General features: G+C 72.7%; 16 protein-coding genes. 8 read left to right on the top strand and 8 right to left on the bottom strand.

Annotation, left to right across the window (positions count from 1 at the left end; translation table 11 throughout):
* The first annotated feature begins 9 nt into the window (after window positions 1-9).
* Complete coding sequence (locus HDG69_RS01265) at window positions 10-1,605, top strand: Na+/H+ antiporter NhaC family protein (protein WP_171781973.1); 1,596 nt, start codon at window positions 10-12, stop codon at window positions 1,603-1,605.
* An 8-nt stretch (window positions 1,606-1,613) separates the two neighbouring features.
* Here HDG69_RS01265 and HDG69_RS18625 read toward each other — a convergent pair whose 3' ends face one another.
* Window positions 1,614-2,087, bottom strand: a complete 474-nt coding sequence (locus HDG69_RS18625) for a nitroreductase family deazaflavin-dependent oxidoreductase (RefSeq protein WP_343036198.1) — start codon at window positions 2,085-2,087, stop codon at window positions 1,614-1,616.
* Window positions 2,088-2,226: 139 nt separating this feature from the next.
* On the opposite strand from HDG69_RS18625, the gene HDG69_RS01255 reads away from it, so the two are divergent.
* From HDG69_RS01255 to pgm, 3 genes are all read left to right on the top strand, one after another.
* Entirely contained in the window at window positions 2,227-4,011 is a 1,785-nt protein-coding gene (locus HDG69_RS01255) for a thiamine pyrophosphate-binding protein (RefSeq protein WP_216645131.1), read from the top strand.
* Entirely contained in the window at window positions 4,008-4,973 is a 966-nt protein-coding gene (locus HDG69_RS01250) for a 3-oxoacyl-[acyl-carrier-protein] synthase III C-terminal domain-containing protein (protein WP_171781970.1), read from the top strand. Before HDG69_RS01255 ends, HDG69_RS01250 begins: the two co-directional genes overlap by 4 nt.
* Before the next feature lie 86 nt (window positions 4,974-5,059).
* Complete coding sequence (gene pgm, locus HDG69_RS01245) at window positions 5,060-6,745, top strand: phosphoglucomutase (alpha-D-glucose-1,6-bisphosphate-dependent) (protein ID WP_171781969.1); 1,686 nt, start codon at window positions 5,060-5,062, stop codon at window positions 6,743-6,745.
* Between the two features lie 8 nt (window positions 6,746-6,753).
* On the opposite strand, the gene HDG69_RS01240 is transcribed toward pgm, so the two are convergent.
* Entirely contained in the window at window positions 6,754-7,050 is a 297-nt protein-coding gene (locus HDG69_RS01240) for a GNAT family N-acetyltransferase (protein WP_171781968.1), read from the bottom strand.
* Between the two features lie 42 nt (window positions 7,051-7,092).
* Window positions 7,093-8,229, bottom strand: a complete 1,137-nt coding sequence (locus HDG69_RS01235) for a VIT1/CCC1 transporter family protein (RefSeq protein ID WP_171781967.1) — start codon at window positions 8,227-8,229, stop codon at window positions 7,093-7,095.
* Window positions 8,230-8,451: 222 nt separating this feature from the next.
* Here HDG69_RS01235 and HDG69_RS01230 point away from each other — a divergent pair, with 222 nt between their 5' ends.
* Window positions 8,452-9,072, top strand: a complete 621-nt coding sequence (locus HDG69_RS01230) for an RNase H family protein (RefSeq protein WP_171781966.1) — start codon at window positions 8,452-8,454, stop codon at window positions 9,070-9,072.
* Between the two features lie 98 nt (window positions 9,073-9,170).
* On the opposite strand, the gene HDG69_RS01225 is transcribed toward HDG69_RS01230, so the two are convergent.
* Complete coding sequence (locus HDG69_RS01225; protein ID WP_171781965.1) at window positions 9,171-10,640, bottom strand: flotillin family protein; 1,470 nt, start codon at window positions 10,638-10,640, stop codon at window positions 9,171-9,173.
* Between the two features lie 41 nt (window positions 10,641-10,681).
* Window positions 10,682-11,152 carry an NfeD family protein gene (locus HDG69_RS01220; protein WP_171781964.1) on the bottom strand — a complete coding sequence of 157 codons (471 nt, stop codon included), beginning with the start codon at window positions 11,150-11,152 and terminating at the stop codon, window positions 10,682-10,684.
* 116 nt (window positions 11,153-11,268) lie between these two features.
* Here HDG69_RS01220 and HDG69_RS01215 point away from each other — a divergent pair, with 116 nt between their 5' ends.
* On the top strand, window positions 11,269-11,892 hold the full coding sequence (locus tag HDG69_RS01215; RefSeq protein WP_171781963.1) for a histidine phosphatase family protein: 624 nt from the start codon (window positions 11,269-11,271) through the stop codon (window positions 11,890-11,892).
* Window positions 11,893-11,896: 4 nt separating this feature from the next.
* Window positions 11,897-12,427, top strand: a complete 531-nt coding sequence (locus HDG69_RS01210) for a PH domain-containing protein (RefSeq protein ID WP_171781962.1) — start codon at window positions 11,897-11,899, stop codon at window positions 12,425-12,427.
* A 31-nt stretch (window positions 12,428-12,458) separates the two neighbouring features.
* Here HDG69_RS01210 and idi read toward each other — a convergent pair whose 3' ends face one another.
* Together idi and HDG69_RS01200 are read right to left on the bottom strand one after the other, a co-directional pair.
* Window positions 12,459-13,004, bottom strand: a complete 546-nt coding sequence (gene idi / locus HDG69_RS01205) for an isopentenyl-diphosphate Delta-isomerase (RefSeq protein WP_171781961.1) — start codon at window positions 13,002-13,004, stop codon at window positions 12,459-12,461.
* Window positions 13,005-13,022: 18 nt separating this feature from the next.
* Window positions 13,023-14,741 carry an HNH endonuclease signature motif containing protein gene (locus HDG69_RS01200; protein WP_171781960.1) on the bottom strand — a complete coding sequence of 573 codons (1,719 nt, stop codon included), beginning with the start codon at window positions 14,739-14,741 and terminating at the stop codon, window positions 13,023-13,025.
* Window positions 14,742-14,895: 154 nt separating this feature from the next.
* Between HDG69_RS01200 and HDG69_RS01195 the strand changes: the two genes are divergently transcribed.
* Window positions 14,896-15,402 carry a nucleoside/nucleotide kinase family protein gene (locus HDG69_RS01195; RefSeq protein WP_171781959.1) on the top strand — a complete coding sequence of 169 codons (507 nt, stop codon included), beginning with the start codon at window positions 14,896-14,898 and terminating at the stop codon, window positions 15,400-15,402.
* A gap of 21 nt (window positions 15,403-15,423) precedes the next feature.
* On the opposite strand, the gene HDG69_RS01190 is transcribed toward HDG69_RS01195, so the two are convergent.
* Window positions 15,424-16,089, bottom strand: a complete 666-nt coding sequence (locus HDG69_RS01190; protein ID WP_171783115.1) for an MOSC domain-containing protein — start codon at window positions 16,087-16,089, stop codon at window positions 15,424-15,426.
* Window positions 16,090-16,091 lie beyond the last annotated feature (2 nt).

Here is a 16,091-nt window from a genome sequence, read left to right as displayed (position 1 = left end):
AGCCGGTCCATGATCGAGAGCTACCCGGTCCTGACGCTGCTGCCACCGGTGATCGCCATCGCCCTGGTGGTGATCACCCGCAAGGTGCTCATCAGCCTGGGCGCGGGGATCCTGACGGCGGCGCTGCTGGTGGCCGACCTGAACCCGCTGGAGACGCTGCGGCTGGTCGGGGAGTCGTTCGCCGTCATCTTCTGGACCGACGGCGCGGTGAACACCTGGTACGTCTACATCCTCGCCTTCACCCTGCTGCTGGGGGTCATCGCGGCGTTCATCATGATGTCCGGCGGGACCAAGGCGTTCGCCGACTGGGCCGTGGAGCGGATCAGGACCCGCCGCGGCGCGCAGGTCCTGCCCGCGGTGATGGGCATCGTCATCTTCATCGACGACTACTTCAACGCCCTCGCCGTCGGGCAGGTCTCCCGGCCGGTCACCGACCGGCACCGGGTGTCACGCGCCAAGCTCGCGTACCTCATCGACTCGACGTCCGCCCCGGTCGTCGTGCTGGCGCCGTTCTCCAGCTGGGGCGCCTACATCATGGGCCTGCTCGCCCCGATCGTCGCGGCGTCCGCCCTGAGCACGTCGAGCGTCCAGGCGTTCCTCGGTGCGGCAGCCGCCAACTACTACGCGATCGCCGCCGTGCTCATGGTGTGGCTCGCGGTCGTGCTCCGGCTCGACGTCGGACCGATGCGCCGGGAGGAGGAGCGGGCCGTCACCGACGGCCGCACCTTCGCCGACGACGCCACCGTGCCCGGCCAGCTCGCCGAGGACCTGCCCGTGCACGAGCCCGGGGAGCGGCGCGCACTGTTCGTGCCGTTCATCCTGCTCGTGGTCGGCGTGTTCGGCGGCATCGTGTGGACCGGGTATGCCGCGGCCGGGAGCTGGTCGGTCGTCGACATCCTCGCCGAGACCGACACGAGCGCGTCCCTCATGGTCGGCGGGCTGCTCGGCCTCGCCGCCGCCGTCTACTACTACCTGCGGTACACCACCTCGAACCCGCGGTTCTCCGCGAGCCACTTCGGCCGCGGCTGGGTCGAGGGGGTCCGTTCGATGTGGCCCGCCGTGAGCATCCTCGTGCTCGCCTGGATGCTCACCGGCCTCATCGACCAGCTCGGGACGGGCGCGTACCTCGGCGGGCTCGTGGAGGGCGCCGACCTCCCGGTGAGCTGGCTGGTGCCGGTGATCTTCGTCCTGGCCGCCGCGATGGCGTTCTCCACCGGCACGTCCTGGGGGTCGTTCGCCCTGCTGCTGCCGCTGGTCGGCGGGATCATGAACACCATCGGGCAGACCGACCTGCTCCTGCCCGCGCTGGGCGCGGTGCTGGCCGGCGCCGTCCTCGGCGACCACGCCTCCCCGATCTCCGACACCACCATCCTGTCGTCCACGGGCGCCGGGGCCGACGTCATCACGCACGTGCTGACCCAGCTGCCCTACGCCGCCGCGGCCGGGCTGGCCGCGCTGGCCGGCTACGTGTCCGTCGCCCTCGGCGCGGGCACCGGTGTCGGCCTTCTCGTCACGGTCGGGGCGCTGGCGGTGCTGGTGGCGGTCGCCCGCATGCTCCGCAAGCCGCTCGAGGAGTCGACGCAGACTGATCGCGCCCCGGCCTGACCCCCGGCTCAGCCCAGCAGCCGCAGCTCCACCACCGGAACCACGCGCTCCCAGCGGCGCTCCCCCGTCGCGGCGGCCAACGGCTCTGCCCATTCGCTCAGCACCCGCCGCAACGCCGACCACGCGCGGGGGTGCTCGGACGCGTACCGCTGCAGGACGGCGGCCGCGTCGTCGGGCGTCAGAGCTCGCGCCCGCGCACGGGCGTCGCGACGAAAACCGGTCGAGACGAGGACCCGCGGCTCGACCAGGACGTTGCGGTACCACTGGGCCTTCGGTCCCGTACCGGCCACGACGATGATCCGATCCGCTGCCGGGCGGTCGGTCACCTCGAGCACGACCGACCGCGGCTCACCGCTGACCCTGCCACGGTGCCGCATCAGGAGAAAGCGCGGGCCCAGGACGAAACCGAGCCCGGCGCGGTACAGCCAGATCGGCGCGCGGACCAGCGAGCGGGTGTGCAGGAGACGCGAGGCGAGGGTCACCCTTCGACCGTACTGAGTGCCCGCGTGCCCGGCCAGGTGGGGCGTGCCGGCCTCGACCGACGGGCACCGCCTGCTCCGGATGCAGTTCCGGCACCCCTCCGTCACACTCGCTGTGTGAGTCGGTTCGGGGGGCGGACCGATGAGCAGAGGCAGCGCGTCGTACCGCTGCCGCGGCCCTGCCACCGCCATCCCGCTGTTGGAGAAGACGATGACCTGGACCGGCTCCGACCTGCTCCTCGACCTCCTCGCACGTGCCGGAGTCCGGCGACTCTTCGGCGTGCCCGGCGGCCCGCTCCTGTCCTTGCTCGACCGGATCGACGACCATCCCGACCTCGAGTTCGTCCTGGCGAAGCACGAGGAGGGAGCGGTCTTCATGGCGGAGGGGTACGCACAGGCGGGTGGAGGGCTCGGTGTCGCCTGCGTGACCTCTGGTCCTGGCACCATGCACGCGGTGACGGCGGCCGCGAGCGCGACCAGCGACGGTGCACCGGTCCTGCTGCTCGCCGGACAGGTCCCTGTCCCGCACTTCGGGCGCGGAGCGCTGCAGGACTCCAGCGGTGGTGACTGGAGCGCCGATCTCGTGGGCATGTTCCGGTCCGTGACGAAGCTGTCGGCACTCGTCACCGATGCCCGCCAGCTCGAGTTCCTGACCCTCCGGGCGATCGCCGCCGCGACGTCGCCGGTGCCCGGCACTGCCCATCTGGCGCTGCCGGTCGACGTCCTGGCGGGGCCGGCACCGCGGCCGGACGTGGACGCCGGCCCAGGGCCCTCCCATCCGCACCCCGACCCTGCCGAGGTGCGACGACTCGCCGACGCCCTCACCTCCGCGCACCGGCCGCTCGTGCTGGTGGGTCAGGGCGCCAAGATCGCTCGGGCAGAGCCTGGTCTCGTCGACGTCGCCGAGCGGCTCGGGTTGCCCGTCGCGACCACGATGAAGGGCAAGAGTGCCTTCCCCGAGAGGCATCCGCTCTCGCTCGGGGTCTACGGGACGTACGGGATGAGCCAGAGCACGCACGAAGCCGTGCTGGACGACGAGATCGACCTGCTGCTCGTGCTGGGCAGCTCGCTCGGCGAGGTCTCCACCGTCGGCTGGGACGAGCGCCTCGTCAAGAACCGCGCTGTGTGGCAGGTGGACGTGGACCGGCGTCAGCTCGGGCGCGCGATGAGCGTCGACCACGTGGTGCAGTCTGATGTCGCGATGCTGCTGGACGCCCTGACCGACGAGCTCGACCGGCGAGAGGTCGTCCGGCCGGGGCCCCCACCTGGGGGATCCGGGGCGACTCCGGTCGAGGAGGCCGCAGCGACCACCGTGAAGCACCCGCCGGTCGGCGCGCTGCAAGGTTCAGCGGTGGCCCGCGTGCTCGACCGGCGCCTGCCCGACGACACGCTGCTGCTGGTCGACAACGGCAACGCCCTGTGCTGGGTCGGCGAACACTACCGGTCCGGCGCCGGACGTGAGATCTACTGCTCGCTGAACGTCGGTTGCATGGGCTACTCGGTCCCGGCCGCGATCGGCGTCGCGTTGGCACGCCCCGACCGTCCCGTCGTCGCGGTCGTCGGCGACGCCGCCTTCGCCATGACGTGCCCGGAGATCCATACCGCAGCGGAGCTCGGAGTCGATGTGATGTGGGTGGTGCTCAACAACGCAGGCAACGCCATGGTGTCCAACCTGCAGGAGGTGATGTTCTCCCGCTCCCCCGGCTCGATGTATGCGGCACCGATCGACGTGGCCGGTGTCGCGCGTGGGTTCGGCGCCCGCGCCACGGTGGTCCGTACGGCTACGGACCTGGAAGCAGCCCTCGACCAGGTCCTCGACCACACCGCTCCGTCGACAGGGCCGGTCGTGCTCGACGTGCAGGTGGGTCCCGACGAGGTCGCCTGGTCGCTCCGAGCCCGCGCCGAGGCGCTGAAGGTGACCGCGTGACGACGCCGGGCACGACCGTCGTGCTCGGCTGCGGGACGGCCTTCCCACCCACGGACCGCGAGGTCGCGGGCGACCCGTCAGACCGGTTCACCGGGGTGGGCCGCCGCCACGCCCTGGTCGGCGACGAGGAGGCCGAGGACCTCGCGGCCGCGGCCTGTCTCGACGCGCTCGCCCGGGCGGGAGTCGCCGCCGACGAGGTAGATCGGCTGTACGGATACGTCTCGGTGGCGCCCTATCCCACGCCGAACCCCCTCTACCGCGTGCACGAGCGCATCGGACTGCGTCGCGACGCGCTCGTCGTCCCGATCAACAGCGAGTTCTCGAACTTCGTCGTCGGGCTCCTGCAGGCCAGCGAGTCCGCGACGGCGGGAGCGTGCCGTCAGGCGCTCGTCGTCGCCGCCTCAGGTTGGACACGGAACCTCGACCTGACGCAGGACTACGCGGTGGCGGCGTCCGACGCCGCAGGTGCCGCGGTGCTCGGACCCGGCACAGGCTTCGCTGCGGTGGGCTCGGTGACGCACACACGCGCGACGGACTACGAGCGTATGACGATGGCGATCCGCCCGCGGTCCGCGACGGGTCGGTCCGGGCTTCCACGCGCCACGTCTGACGTGCCCCGCCCGACCTACCACATGGACACGGACCTGTACGACTACCTGCTCGACGAGGTCCCCGTCGTCGTCGGCGAGCTCATGGAGCGGTACGGGGTTCGTGCGCAGGACGTCACTCTCCTCACCCACCAGGGCTCGCGTGCGCTGCTCGACCACTGGACCGATGCCATTCGCCCCGGCGCCCATCCGGACACCTTCGCGGAGCACGGCAACATGACCAGCGCCACGTACCCGGTGACCCTGGCCGAGCACCTGCCCCGCGTACGCACCGAGCACGTCGTGATCGCTGCGGTGGGAGCCGGTCTCCACGTCACCGCGCTCCTGCTCTCGCGCGGCGGCGCGCCCGCCTAGGGATTCGCGTCGACGCCCTCCCCCGGTTCTCGCCGGCGGCCGCCGCGGGGGGAGACACACCCGCTCCCACCTGGCAGTATCGAGGCATGCACGAGCGCGCAGGACAGCCGGCCCAGGAGCAGGACCTCATCGACGTCGACCAGGTGGTCGCCGCCTACTACGACCGCCGGCCGGACGTGGACGACCCGGCCCAGCAGGTGGTGTTCGGCACCTCGGGACACCGTGGCTCAAGCCTGGACGGGGCGTTCAACGAGGCGCACATCGTGGCGATCACGCAGGCCATCGTGGAGTACCGGGCGGCGCAGGGCACCGACGGCCCGTTGTTCATCGGCCGTGACACGCACGCCCTGTCCCTGCCGGCGTGGCAGACGGCGCTGGAGGTGCTCGCCGGCGCGGGCGTCACGGTGATGATCGACGCACGCGACTCGTTCACACCGACGCCTGCCGTCTCACAGTCGATCCTGCTGCACAACGGCGCGACGTCCGACGACGGCGTGCGCACGTCCGGCCCGGGCCTGGCGGACGGGATCGTGGTGACGCCGTCGCACAACCCGCCGCGTGACGGTGGCTTCAAGTACAACCCGCCGCACGGCGGGCCGGCGGGTTCCGACGCGACCGGCTGGATCGCCGAGCGCGCGAACGAGCTGCTGCGCACCGGTGGCCTGTCCCGGGTCCGGCGGGTCGCGCTCGACACGGCCTTGACGGCGAGCACGACGCACAAGCACGACTTCCTGTCGTCGTACGTCGACGACCTCGCCAACGTCCTCGACCTGGACGCGATCCGCGAGTCGGGCGTACGCATCGGCGCGGACCCGCTGGGCGGGGCCGCGGTCGAGTACTGGGGGGCGATCGGCGAGCGGTACGGCCTCGACCTGACGGTCGTGAACCCCCAGGTGGACCCCCGCTGGTCCTTCATGACGCTGGACTGGGACGGCAAGATCCGCATGGACTGCTCGTCCCCGCACGCCATGGCGTCGCTGGTCGCGGCGATGCGTCCCGACGACGGAGGATCGGCGCCGTACGACGTCGCCACGGGCAACGACGCCGACGCCGACCGGCACGGCATCGTCACGCCGGACGCCGGGCTGATGAACCCGAACCACTACCTCGCGGTGGCGATCCAGTACCTGTACGGCGGGGCCCGGCCCGGGTGGCCGGCCGGTGCCGCGATCGGCAAGACGCTGGTGTCCTCCGCACTCATCGACCGGGTCGCCGCGGGGCTGGGCCGCACTCTCACGGAGGTCCCGGTGGGCTTCAAGTGGTTCGTGCCGGGCCTGCTCGACGGCGGGATCGGCTTCGGCGGCGAGGAGTCTGCCGGTGCGTCGTTCCTGCGCACGGACGGCCGCGTCTGGTCCACGGACAAGGACGGCCTGCTGCTCGCTCTGCTGGCCGCAGAGATCATCGCGACCACGGGGCGCTCCCCGTCGCAGCACCACGCGGACCTGGTGGCCGAGCACGGCGAGTCCTGGTACGCCCGGGTGGACGCCCCGGCGTCGCGCGAGGAGAAGGCGAGGCTCGCGGGCCTGTCCCCCGACCAGGTGACGTCGACGACCCTCGCCGGAGCCGAGATCACCGCCCGGCTCACCGAGGCGCCGGGCAACGGCGCGAAGATCGGCGGGCTGAAGGTGACCACGGCGGACGCCTGGTTCGCGGCACGCCCGTCCGGCACCGAGGACGTCTACAAGATCTACGCCGAGTCCTTCGTCTCCGCCGACCACCTGGCCGAGGTGCAGTCCGCGGCGAAGCAGGTCGTCGGCGACGCGCTGGCCTGAGACGAGGCTCAGGCGCGCAGGTCCTGGTACTCCGGGTGCCGTTCCACGTAGGCCTTGACGAAGGGGCACAGCGTGACGATCCGCTCGCCCGCGGCGCGCACCTGGTCGAGCGCGCCCGCGGCGAGCGCCGACCCGATGCCCTGACCCTCGAGGTCCGGCGAGATCTCGGTGTGGGTGAAGGTCACGACGCCGTCGCGGCGCCGGTAGTAGGCGCCGCCGGCCTCCGTGCCGTCGTCGAGCAGGGCGAGGAAGACGCGGCGTGAGCCGTCCTCGCGGACGGTCACCCCGGGGCGCGAGTCTGTCATCGCCCCATCCTCGCGACTGTCGCGGCCCGACGCCAGCGCACCTCAGGCCAGGGTGGTCCCGAACGCCAGCCCCAGCAGGTAGGTGATGCCCGCGGCGCCGAAGCCGATGGCGAGCTGACGCAGGGCCCGCGTGACCGGCGAGGTGCCGGACAGCAGCCCGGTCACCGCACCCGTCACGGCCAGGCACACCCCGACGAGCACGCACGCCACGACGACCGCCGTGGTCCCCGACATCCCCAGCAGGTACGGCAGCACCGGGACGATCGCTCCCGAGGCGAAGAAGCAGAAGCTGGAGATCGCCGCACCCCAGGCGGTGCCGTGGGTCTCGTGAGCGTCCGCCCCCGCACCGCCGTCGGCGTCCGCCGGTACGACGGCAGCGCCGTCGGCCTCGTCAGAGAATCCCTCGACCGCACCCGTGGCGGCGAGCCGGGCGAGCACGGCGTCGGCCCGGACCTGCGCGGCGTCGGCGTCCATGCCCCGAGCCCGGTAGACCAGCGCCAGCTCGTTGGAGCCGACGTCGAGGTGCGGCAGGGCCCGGACCGCCTGCGGGTCAGGGGTGGACGCCTCGAGCAGCTCGCGCTGCGAGCGCACCGACACGTACTCGCCCGCCCCCATCGACAGGGCACCGGCCAGCAGCCCGGCCACCCCCGTCACGAGGATGGTCCCGGTCGCGACACCGGACGCACCGATGCCGAGCACGAGCGCGAGGTTGGACACGAGGCCGTCGTTCGCACCGAAGACGGCGGCGCGGAACGTCCCGGACAGCCGGTTGCGGCCGCGGGTCGCGAGGCTGCGCACCACCTCCTCGTGGATCTGCTCGTCGGCCGCCATCTGGGCCGTGGCGTGCTCCTCGCGCCCGTACGTCGAGCGTGACTCGGCCCGCTGGGCGAGGGCCAGCACGAAGACCCCACCGAACCGGCGCGCGAGGAAGGCGAGGAACCGCGTGCGCGGGTCGCCCTGGAGCGGCATGCCGACGTCGTCGCCCAGCAGGTCCAGCCAGTGCTGCTCGTGCCGCTTCTCCGCGGCCGCGAGGGCCAGCAGGATGTCGCGCTCCTCCCCGTGCCGGCGCGAGGCGAGGTCGCGGTAGACCGCGGCCTCGGCGCGCTCGGCGGCCAGGTAGCGCCGCCACCGCCGGACGTCGGCCGGGGTGCGCTGGGGTGCGGGCTTGTCGGCGTCCATGGGTCACATGATCCCCGTCGACGGCGGCCCGAGGGTTCCGGGACGCGGCCAGCGGGTTTCCGGGTGCTCCAGCGGAGCGTTCCGGGAGCTCCTCTGATGCGGTTTCGGCGAACCGTATGCTGGAGGTTCACTCGAATGTCACCGGGGCAGGGCACAATGTTCCCCGTCGCCCCACCCGGCGACGGACTCCGTGGACACCGAGGAACACCGAGGGACACCGGCGTGATCATTGTCAGCACCGACGGCTCCAGCCTGAACGACGCGGGCGGGGCGATCGGGTGGGCGTGGGTCGCCCACGACTCCGGTCGCTTCGACTCCGGTGGTGCCGTCGACGGCACCACCCAGATCGCTGACCTGACCGCGCTGCGCCGCGCCGTGGAGTCGCACCCCGGCGAGGAACCCCTGTTCGTCGAGTCCGCGTCGCAGTACGCGATCCGCTGCGCCTCCGAGTGGCTCGAGGCCTGGAAGGCGCACGGCTGGCGGACGGCGTCCGGCGGCCCGGTGCAGCACCTGGAGCTGGTGCAGGCTCTCGACCAGGCCATCAGCGAGCGCACGGGCCCGGTGCGGTTCCGCTGGGTCCGCGGGCACGTGGACAGCCCCTTCATGCAGCGGGCCCAGGAGCTCGCCCGGCTCGCCGCCGAGGACTGGGCCGCCGGCCGCGGCGCGGTGGAGGGACTGCTCCTGGACGCCGCGGACGCGGGCGCCGGGCCACGCGAGCGACCGGGGGCCGACGCACAGGCACGGGACCCGGAGCCGGTCGGAGCGTCGTCGTCGGGCACTGACCGGGCGCGCCGCTCCGCCACGTCCGGGCCGGGCTGGGAGCTCGACACGCTCTTCGACTGACGGGCCCGCCGGCCCCGGCGAACGAGCGCACGTGCGAGGGCCCGCACGATCCGTCCGGATCGTGCGGGCCCTCTGCGCTCTGCGCGGTCTGCCTGACGTCAGCTCGTCGAGCCGTTGGTCGCCGACGCGGTGGCGACGGACTGGGCTCCGCCGTCCTTGTTCGCGATGCCGGCGATGAGCTGGTTGATGTCCACGCCGGTCAGCTCCTTGACGACGGCCTGGCCCTCGCCGAGGACGCTGCTGACGTTCTTGGTGATCGCGGACGCGCCGTCGGTCGAGATGACGGTCATGCCCTGGATGCTGCCGATCGGCTCGGCGGCGGCCCGCACGATCTCGGGCAGGCGCTCGATGAGCTCCTGGACCAGCGCGGCCTCACCGTACTTCTCGAGGGCGATGGCCTTGGCGTCCGTGGCCGCAGCCTCGGCGCGGCCCTCGGCCTCGATGGCGGCCGCACGGGCCTCACCCTCGGCCCGGATACCGGCGGCCAGGGCCACCTGACGGTCACGCTCGGCCTCACCGGAGCGACGCACGGACTCCGCGGCCGCCTCGGCGTCCTGGATCGCCGCGGTCTTGTTCGCCTCGGCGATGGTCTTGCGCTTGTAGGCCTCGGCCTCGGTGGCCGCGTTCTCCGAGTCGCGGCGGGCGGTGGCCTCCTGGACCTCGGCGTACGCCTTGGCCTCGGACGGCTTGCGGACCTCGATGTCGAGGCGCTCCTGCTCGACGCGGGCCTTCTCCGACAGCGCCTCGCGCTCCTGCTGCGCGACGAGCCGGTCCTGCTGGGCACGGGCGAGCTGGCCGGAGGCGTCCGCCTCCGCCTGGGCACGGTCGGTCTCGGCCTTGATCGAGGCCTTCTTGAGGTCGAGGGCCTTCTGCCGCTCGGCGATCTGCTCGGCCGCCTCGATGACGGCGAACTCCGAGGCGCGCTGCGCCTCGGCCTCGGAGACCTCGGCGACCTGGCGGGCACGGGCCGACTCGGCACGGCCCAGGTTGGCCAGGTAGTCCGACCCGGGCGTGGAGATGTCGGAGATGTTGAGGATGTCGACCTGCAGGCCCTGCTCGGCGAGGTCCTTCTTGGTCGACTCGACGACCCGGTCGGACAGGCCCTTGCGGTCGGAGATGATCTCCTCGATCGACATGTCGCCGACGATGGAGCGCAGCGAGCCCTCGAGGGACTCCGCGATGATCTCGGTGAGGAGCTCCTGCTGGGACAGGAAGCGCTGCGCCGCGCGGCGCACACCCTCCTCGTCGCCCCGGACCTTGAAGTTGATCGACGCCTTGATGGCGATCTTGATCCGGTTGGAGTCGACGCCCTCGACGGTCATGCCGATCTGGCGCTGCTCCAGGGAGATCGCGAAGCCCTGCTGCAGGATCGGCCAGACGAACGTCCGGCCGCCGATGACGACCTTCTGCCCGGTCTCGTCCTTGCGGCCGGCACCTCGGCCGACGATGACGAGTGCCTGGTTCGGCGGGACCCGGCGGATGCGCTGGGCGACGAAGATCCCCACCGCGAGGAACGCGACGAGGATGGCGACCACCGCGAGGGTGGTCACGAAGCTGGAGTCGGTCATGGTGCGCGCCGGAGCGCGGCTCCTTCCGGGAGAGGTGGTCGTTACGCCTCGGGCCGGTACGGCCCGACGCGCACGCTGTTGGGCTGGTGCTCGAGCACGACGATGCGGGTGCCCTCGGCGATCGGCTCGAGCGACCACGCGAGGCGGCGCTCCAGCTCGCTGACGGCGTCCAGGGACACCTCGCCGGAAGCCTGCGTGATGTCCGTGACGGCCGTGCCCTGCACGCCGACGAGCGAGATGCTGGCGTTGTCCTCGGTGGCGCTGAGCCGCCGGATCATGAGCTGGGCGAGGCCGGCGGCGATCAGACCGACGACGGCGGACGCCGCGTAGGCGACCCACACGGGTAGTCCGTTGACCGTCACGATCGCCCCGACGGCACCGAAGACGACCGCACCGACCCCGAGCGAGGTGCCGGACAGCGCACCGTCTCCCATGTCGAGGAGCTCGCCGACGACGAGGGAGAGCAGGAGCAGCAGCAGGCCGGCCGCACCGATGAGGACGAAGACGATCACGCTGGGCTCCGAGCGTCGAGGTTCCGAGTTGTGTCGAGCGTGTGAAGAATGGCAGATCCGGTCGCCTCGGCGCGACCTGCTCCACCATCCGGGCGGATGTGCGCGACGATCGGACCATGGACCTGCCTCCCTCGGACACGCCCCGCCTCGTCCTGCTCCGGCACGGGCAGACGCTCTGGTCGTCCGCCGGCAAGCACACCGGCCGCACCGACCTGGACCTCACGGCCGACGGGGAACGGGAGGCCCAGGGGGCACGGCGACGGCTGGCCGGGCTGTCCCCCGCCGCCGTGTACTGCTCGCCCCTGCTCCGCGCTCGGCGCACGGCCGAGCTGGCCGGGTTCGCCGACGCCGTCGTCGACCCCGATCTCGCCGAGTGGGACTACGGCCCGGTCGAGGGACGCACGTCGGCCGAGGTCTCCCGGGCGCTCGGCCGTGACTACGAGATCTTCCGGGACGGCGTCGACGTCCTGCCGGTCGGGGACGCCGGTCCGGGCGAGCTCCTCGCGGACGTCCGGGCGCGTGCCGACCGCTTCGTGGCGCGCGCCCGCGCGACGCTCGACGACGGCGGCACCGTCCTCGCCGTCGCGCACGGGCACCTGCTGCGCGTCCTGGCCACCGCATGGCTCGACGTCGACCCGTCGTTCGGCGCCCGGCTCGAGCTCGGGACGGCCGCCGTCTGCTCGCTGGGCACCTCGCACGGTCTGGCGACGATCGAGGCGTGGAACCTGGTGGCAGGATGACGCCATGGCGCTGAGCGAGAAGAACCTCATCGACGGCGAGCACGTCGTCATGGAGCTGCGTGAGCACCCGAAGGCCCTCGTGTGGCCGGCGGTGGTGCTGGTCGGCGTGCTGGTCGGCGCCGTCGCCGTCATGACGCTGGTGCCCGAGGGCCCTGGCCGGTGGGCAGGACTGGGCGTGCTGGCGCTGGTGACGGCGGTCTGGGTGTTCCTGCCCTGGCTGAAGTGGCGGACCACGTCGTTCTCGGTGACCAACCAGCGGATCGCCATGCGCTCCGGCCTGCTCACCCGCGTGGGCCGCGACATCCCCCTGTACCGCATCAACGACGTCGCGATGGAGAAGGGGCTCATCGACCGCCTGTTCGGCTGCGGGACCCTCATGGTCTCCGACGCGACGGAGAAGAAGGGCATGGTCCTGCCGGACGTCCCCGACGTCGAGGACGTGCACCGCCGGCTGCAGGAGCTGCTCTTCGCCGCCGACGACGGCTCCGACGACGGCGAGTGGCCGCCGCGCGAGCCGCGACGTCGGGTGCGCTGACTCCGCCCCGACCTTCAGCCCGCGCCGGGCGTCAGGCGAGCCGTGACGCCGGCATCTCGGAGAGCTGGCGCACCATCCACGGGCTGAAGGCCCACGGCGCGGCCTCGACCGCGGCACGCACCCGGTCGACCGGTGCCCACTCGTGCTCCGAGACCTCGTCCGGGTGGGGTGTCACGTCCCCGACCACGCGTGCGGTGTAGACGGGGCAGATCTCGTTCTCGACGATGCCGGACGCATCCACGGCGCGGTACCGGAAGTCGGGCAGGACGACCTGGACGTCCCGCACCTCGGCGCCCAGCTCGTGCGCCGCGTGCCGGACCAACGAGTCCTCCGTCGCCTCGGTCCATCGCAGGTGCCCGCAGAACGAGTTCGTCCAGACGCCGGGCCAGGTCCGCTTGGCCAGGGCTCGCCGGGTGACCAGCAGACGCCCGGCGTCGTCGAGCAGGTAGCAGGAGAACGCGAGGTGCAGGGGCGTGTCGGTGGTGTGGACGTCGGCACGCGCGACGGTCCCGGTCTTGTTCCCCGCGTCGTCGCAGGTCACGACGTGGTCGGCCGTGACGGGTGTGTGCGTCTGCATCACCCCATCCTGACACGCTCAGAACGGTGGTGTGCCGCTGTCAGGGGGCACTCCCGGCCGACGACGGGCAGGGGCCGGGTCCGCACGGTGCGGCTCGCTCAGGTAGCGATGATCCGTCGGCGACGTCCAGGTGCTGACGCCGGTGGCCGGGTCGCGGATCACCGTCCATCCCCCGGTCGTCTTGGCCCGATGGTGGGTGCGGCACAGCGCGTGGAGGTTGTCCCCGTGGGTCTGGGGGCCGTCACTCCCCGGGTCGAACGGCACGACGTGGTCGAGGTCGGCGCGCGACGCCGGGACCTGGCAGCCCGGGAACGTGCACGTCGCGTCGCGGGCGATCACCGCGGCACGGAGCCGCGGGCTGGGCCGGTACGACGTGGAGGAACGGTCGGCCAGCACGCCCGAGACCGGGTCGGTGAGGATGCGCTGCCAGGTGGCCTCCGGGTCGGTGGCGATGGTGCGGGCCATCGGCGCGGGGATCGGACCGTAGCCGGCGAGGATCGCCGGGAGGTCGTCCGTGCCGAGGAGGGTCGAGGCCGCGATCGTCACCTGGACAGGGGACGTCCGACCGGTCGGCGTCCGGTCGACGGGCCGGGCCTCGCCGCCCGGGCGGTGCGAGCCTGAAGTCTGCGGAGCGGGCGGGGCAGCGGCGACCCCGGCGGCGACGTCTCCGGTGACGAGGGCGACGAACGCGTCGGCCCGGCACTCGTCGCGCCGTCGTTGCTCTCCTGCCGTCCGGTGCATCGCGACCCCCAGGCCGTCGATCGCCGCGAACGCGCGTGCCGCGTCGTCCGCCGGAAGGTAGGCGGTCAGGTAGGCCATCGCGTCGTCGACCGGCTCGATCGACACCGATCTGGTGCGCCGCGCCGTCTCGTGGCGATCGGCGGCGCCGTCCGGATCGGCGGCGATCTCCGCTCGACGGAGCCGGTCGCGGATCTGCCGGACGGTGAGGTGCTCGAGATCGGGCCGGAGCTCGCGGACGACCTCGCGTCGACGGCGGTCGTCGAGACGCCCCGTGGACACGAGTGCTTCAGCCTTGCGGCGGTCGGCCACCCCGGCGGCCATCGCGTCCGCCACCTCGGGAGCAGCGTGCGACCCGTGCGCCACCGCGACGTGCTGCGCGGCGGCATGCCGGCTCAGCCCGAGCCGGGCCGAGACCTCGTCGACGACGTACTCGTGCCGCGAGGAGCCGCGCGTGCGCTGGAGCAGCTCACCGAGCACCGCCGCGGAACCTGCTTGCGCCCACGCCGCCAGCCGTTCCCAGGCGGCCAGCAGCTCCACCAGGGAGGCGTCGTCGAGGTCTGCGGGCTCCGAGCCCGCCAGCATCGCCGCGAGCGCCGGACCCGGACCGTCCGCGAGCAGCGCGTCGAGCGCCGCGAGGTGGGTCGGCAGGCCGCTCCTGGTGCCGGTGCCGGTGCCGGTGCCGACCGCACGGCCTCCGGCGTCGACCCGACCATCGCTGTCGGCGTCGACAGCGGCGTCGTCGTCAGGACCGCACAGCTCGGACGCTGTGGACGAGTGCGTGGCTGCGACGTGGAACGTGAGCAGGTCGGCGAGCTCGCGCTCGAGCCGCGTGCCGTCGTCGGCGACGAGCTGGGCCGTCCCGGATGTCGACGACGCTCCGCCTGCAGGTGTCGGTCCCGGTGCGGCCGGGGCACCGCCCGCACCGGGACCTGTTGCTCGTGCACGACGAGACCCGGCGGCGTGCCGCGCCGGGAGGGAAGCGTCGTCTTCGAACATGTGTTCGACTGTAGTGAATGCTCTCGGCGGGCGCAAGAGGGATCGGCTTCCCCGTGCACCGTCACCAGCAACGACGCATGCTGCATCGCGCCGCTCCGCGCCGTGCCGCGCCGTGCCGGATGGTCGTCCGACGAGGGTCTCTAGAGTCCGGTCCGTGGAAACAGAGCTGCTGCTGGTCTCCGGCAGGTCGGGCGCGGGGAAGTCCTCGACAGCGTTCGCGCTGCACGACCTGCTGTCCGTCGAGGGGATCCGCCATGCGGTGATCGAGGGCGACGCTCTCGACCTGGCCTGGCCCGCGCCGTGGGAGCACCGCCTGGCAGCCCGCAACCTCGCAGCCGTCTGGGCGAACTACCGCGACCTCGGCTACCGACGCCTCGTCTACACCAACACCGTCGCCATCCTCGAGGCCGCCGAGCTCGCAGCGGCCATGGGCGACCGGCCTCGCGTGACGTCGGTCCTGCTCACGGCGTCGGACGAGGAGGTTCGATCGCGGCTGTCGCGACGGGAGGACGGCGCGTCCCTCCAGGCCCACGTCGAGCGTTCCGGCAAGGCAGCAGTCGTCCTGGAAGCGCAGGCCGACACGAGCGTCCATCGCGTCGACACCGACGGCCGGCCCGTCCGCCAGATCGCTCAGGCGCTCCGTGCTCTCTGGATCGGGTGAGGCTCGACGCGCAGGTGAGACTCAGCGCGACAGCGCCTTGGTCACGCGCACGTCCATGTCCTCGCTGAGCCGCACCTCGCCGGCCTCGGCCGACTCCCGCAACGCTCCGGCGAGCCGGGCTGCCGCGGCGAACGCCGGGGCGCCGGCGCTCCAGGTGCCGAACCAGTCCGCGGCGGAGACGCCGTGAGCGGGGCGGGAGACGATCTCGACGGCGTCGCCCGCACCCAGCTCACCGGCCTCGACGACCCGCAGGTAGGCACCGGTGCGGTTCGCCTCGGTGAACCGGCGCACCCACCGGGGCGGGGAGCCGAGCCGACGCGCGAACGTGGCGCACGGAGTGCGCGGCTGGGTGACCTCCAGCACCACCGTGCCGATCCGCCACCGTTCCCCGATCAGCGCCCCGGACACGTCCAGCCCCCGGGTGCGCAGGTTCTCCCCGAAGAGACCCGGGGGGATCTCCCGCCCGAGCTCCGGCTCCCAGAACGTGACGTCCTCGGCGGCGTAGGCGTAGACCGCCTGGTCGAGTCCGCCGTGGTGGGCACGGTCCGCCTGGACGTCGGCGTAGAGGCCGTAGGCGCCCGCCTTGACCCGTCCCTCGACGGGTCGCTTGTCGATGGCGGTGATGCCCACGGACCCTGCGTCGGGCAGGAGCTGATGGACACGGCAGACGGCAAGGAGCTCACCCATAG

Origin of the sequence: Isoptericola halotolerans (assembly GCF_013149785.1) — a bacterium.
GTDB classification, from domain to species: domain Bacteria; phylum Actinomycetota; class Actinomycetes; order Actinomycetales; family Cellulomonadaceae; genus Isoptericola; species Isoptericola halotolerans.
Note: the sequence above shows the minus strand (reverse complement) of the source record. Positions and strands in the feature narration are given on the sequence as shown.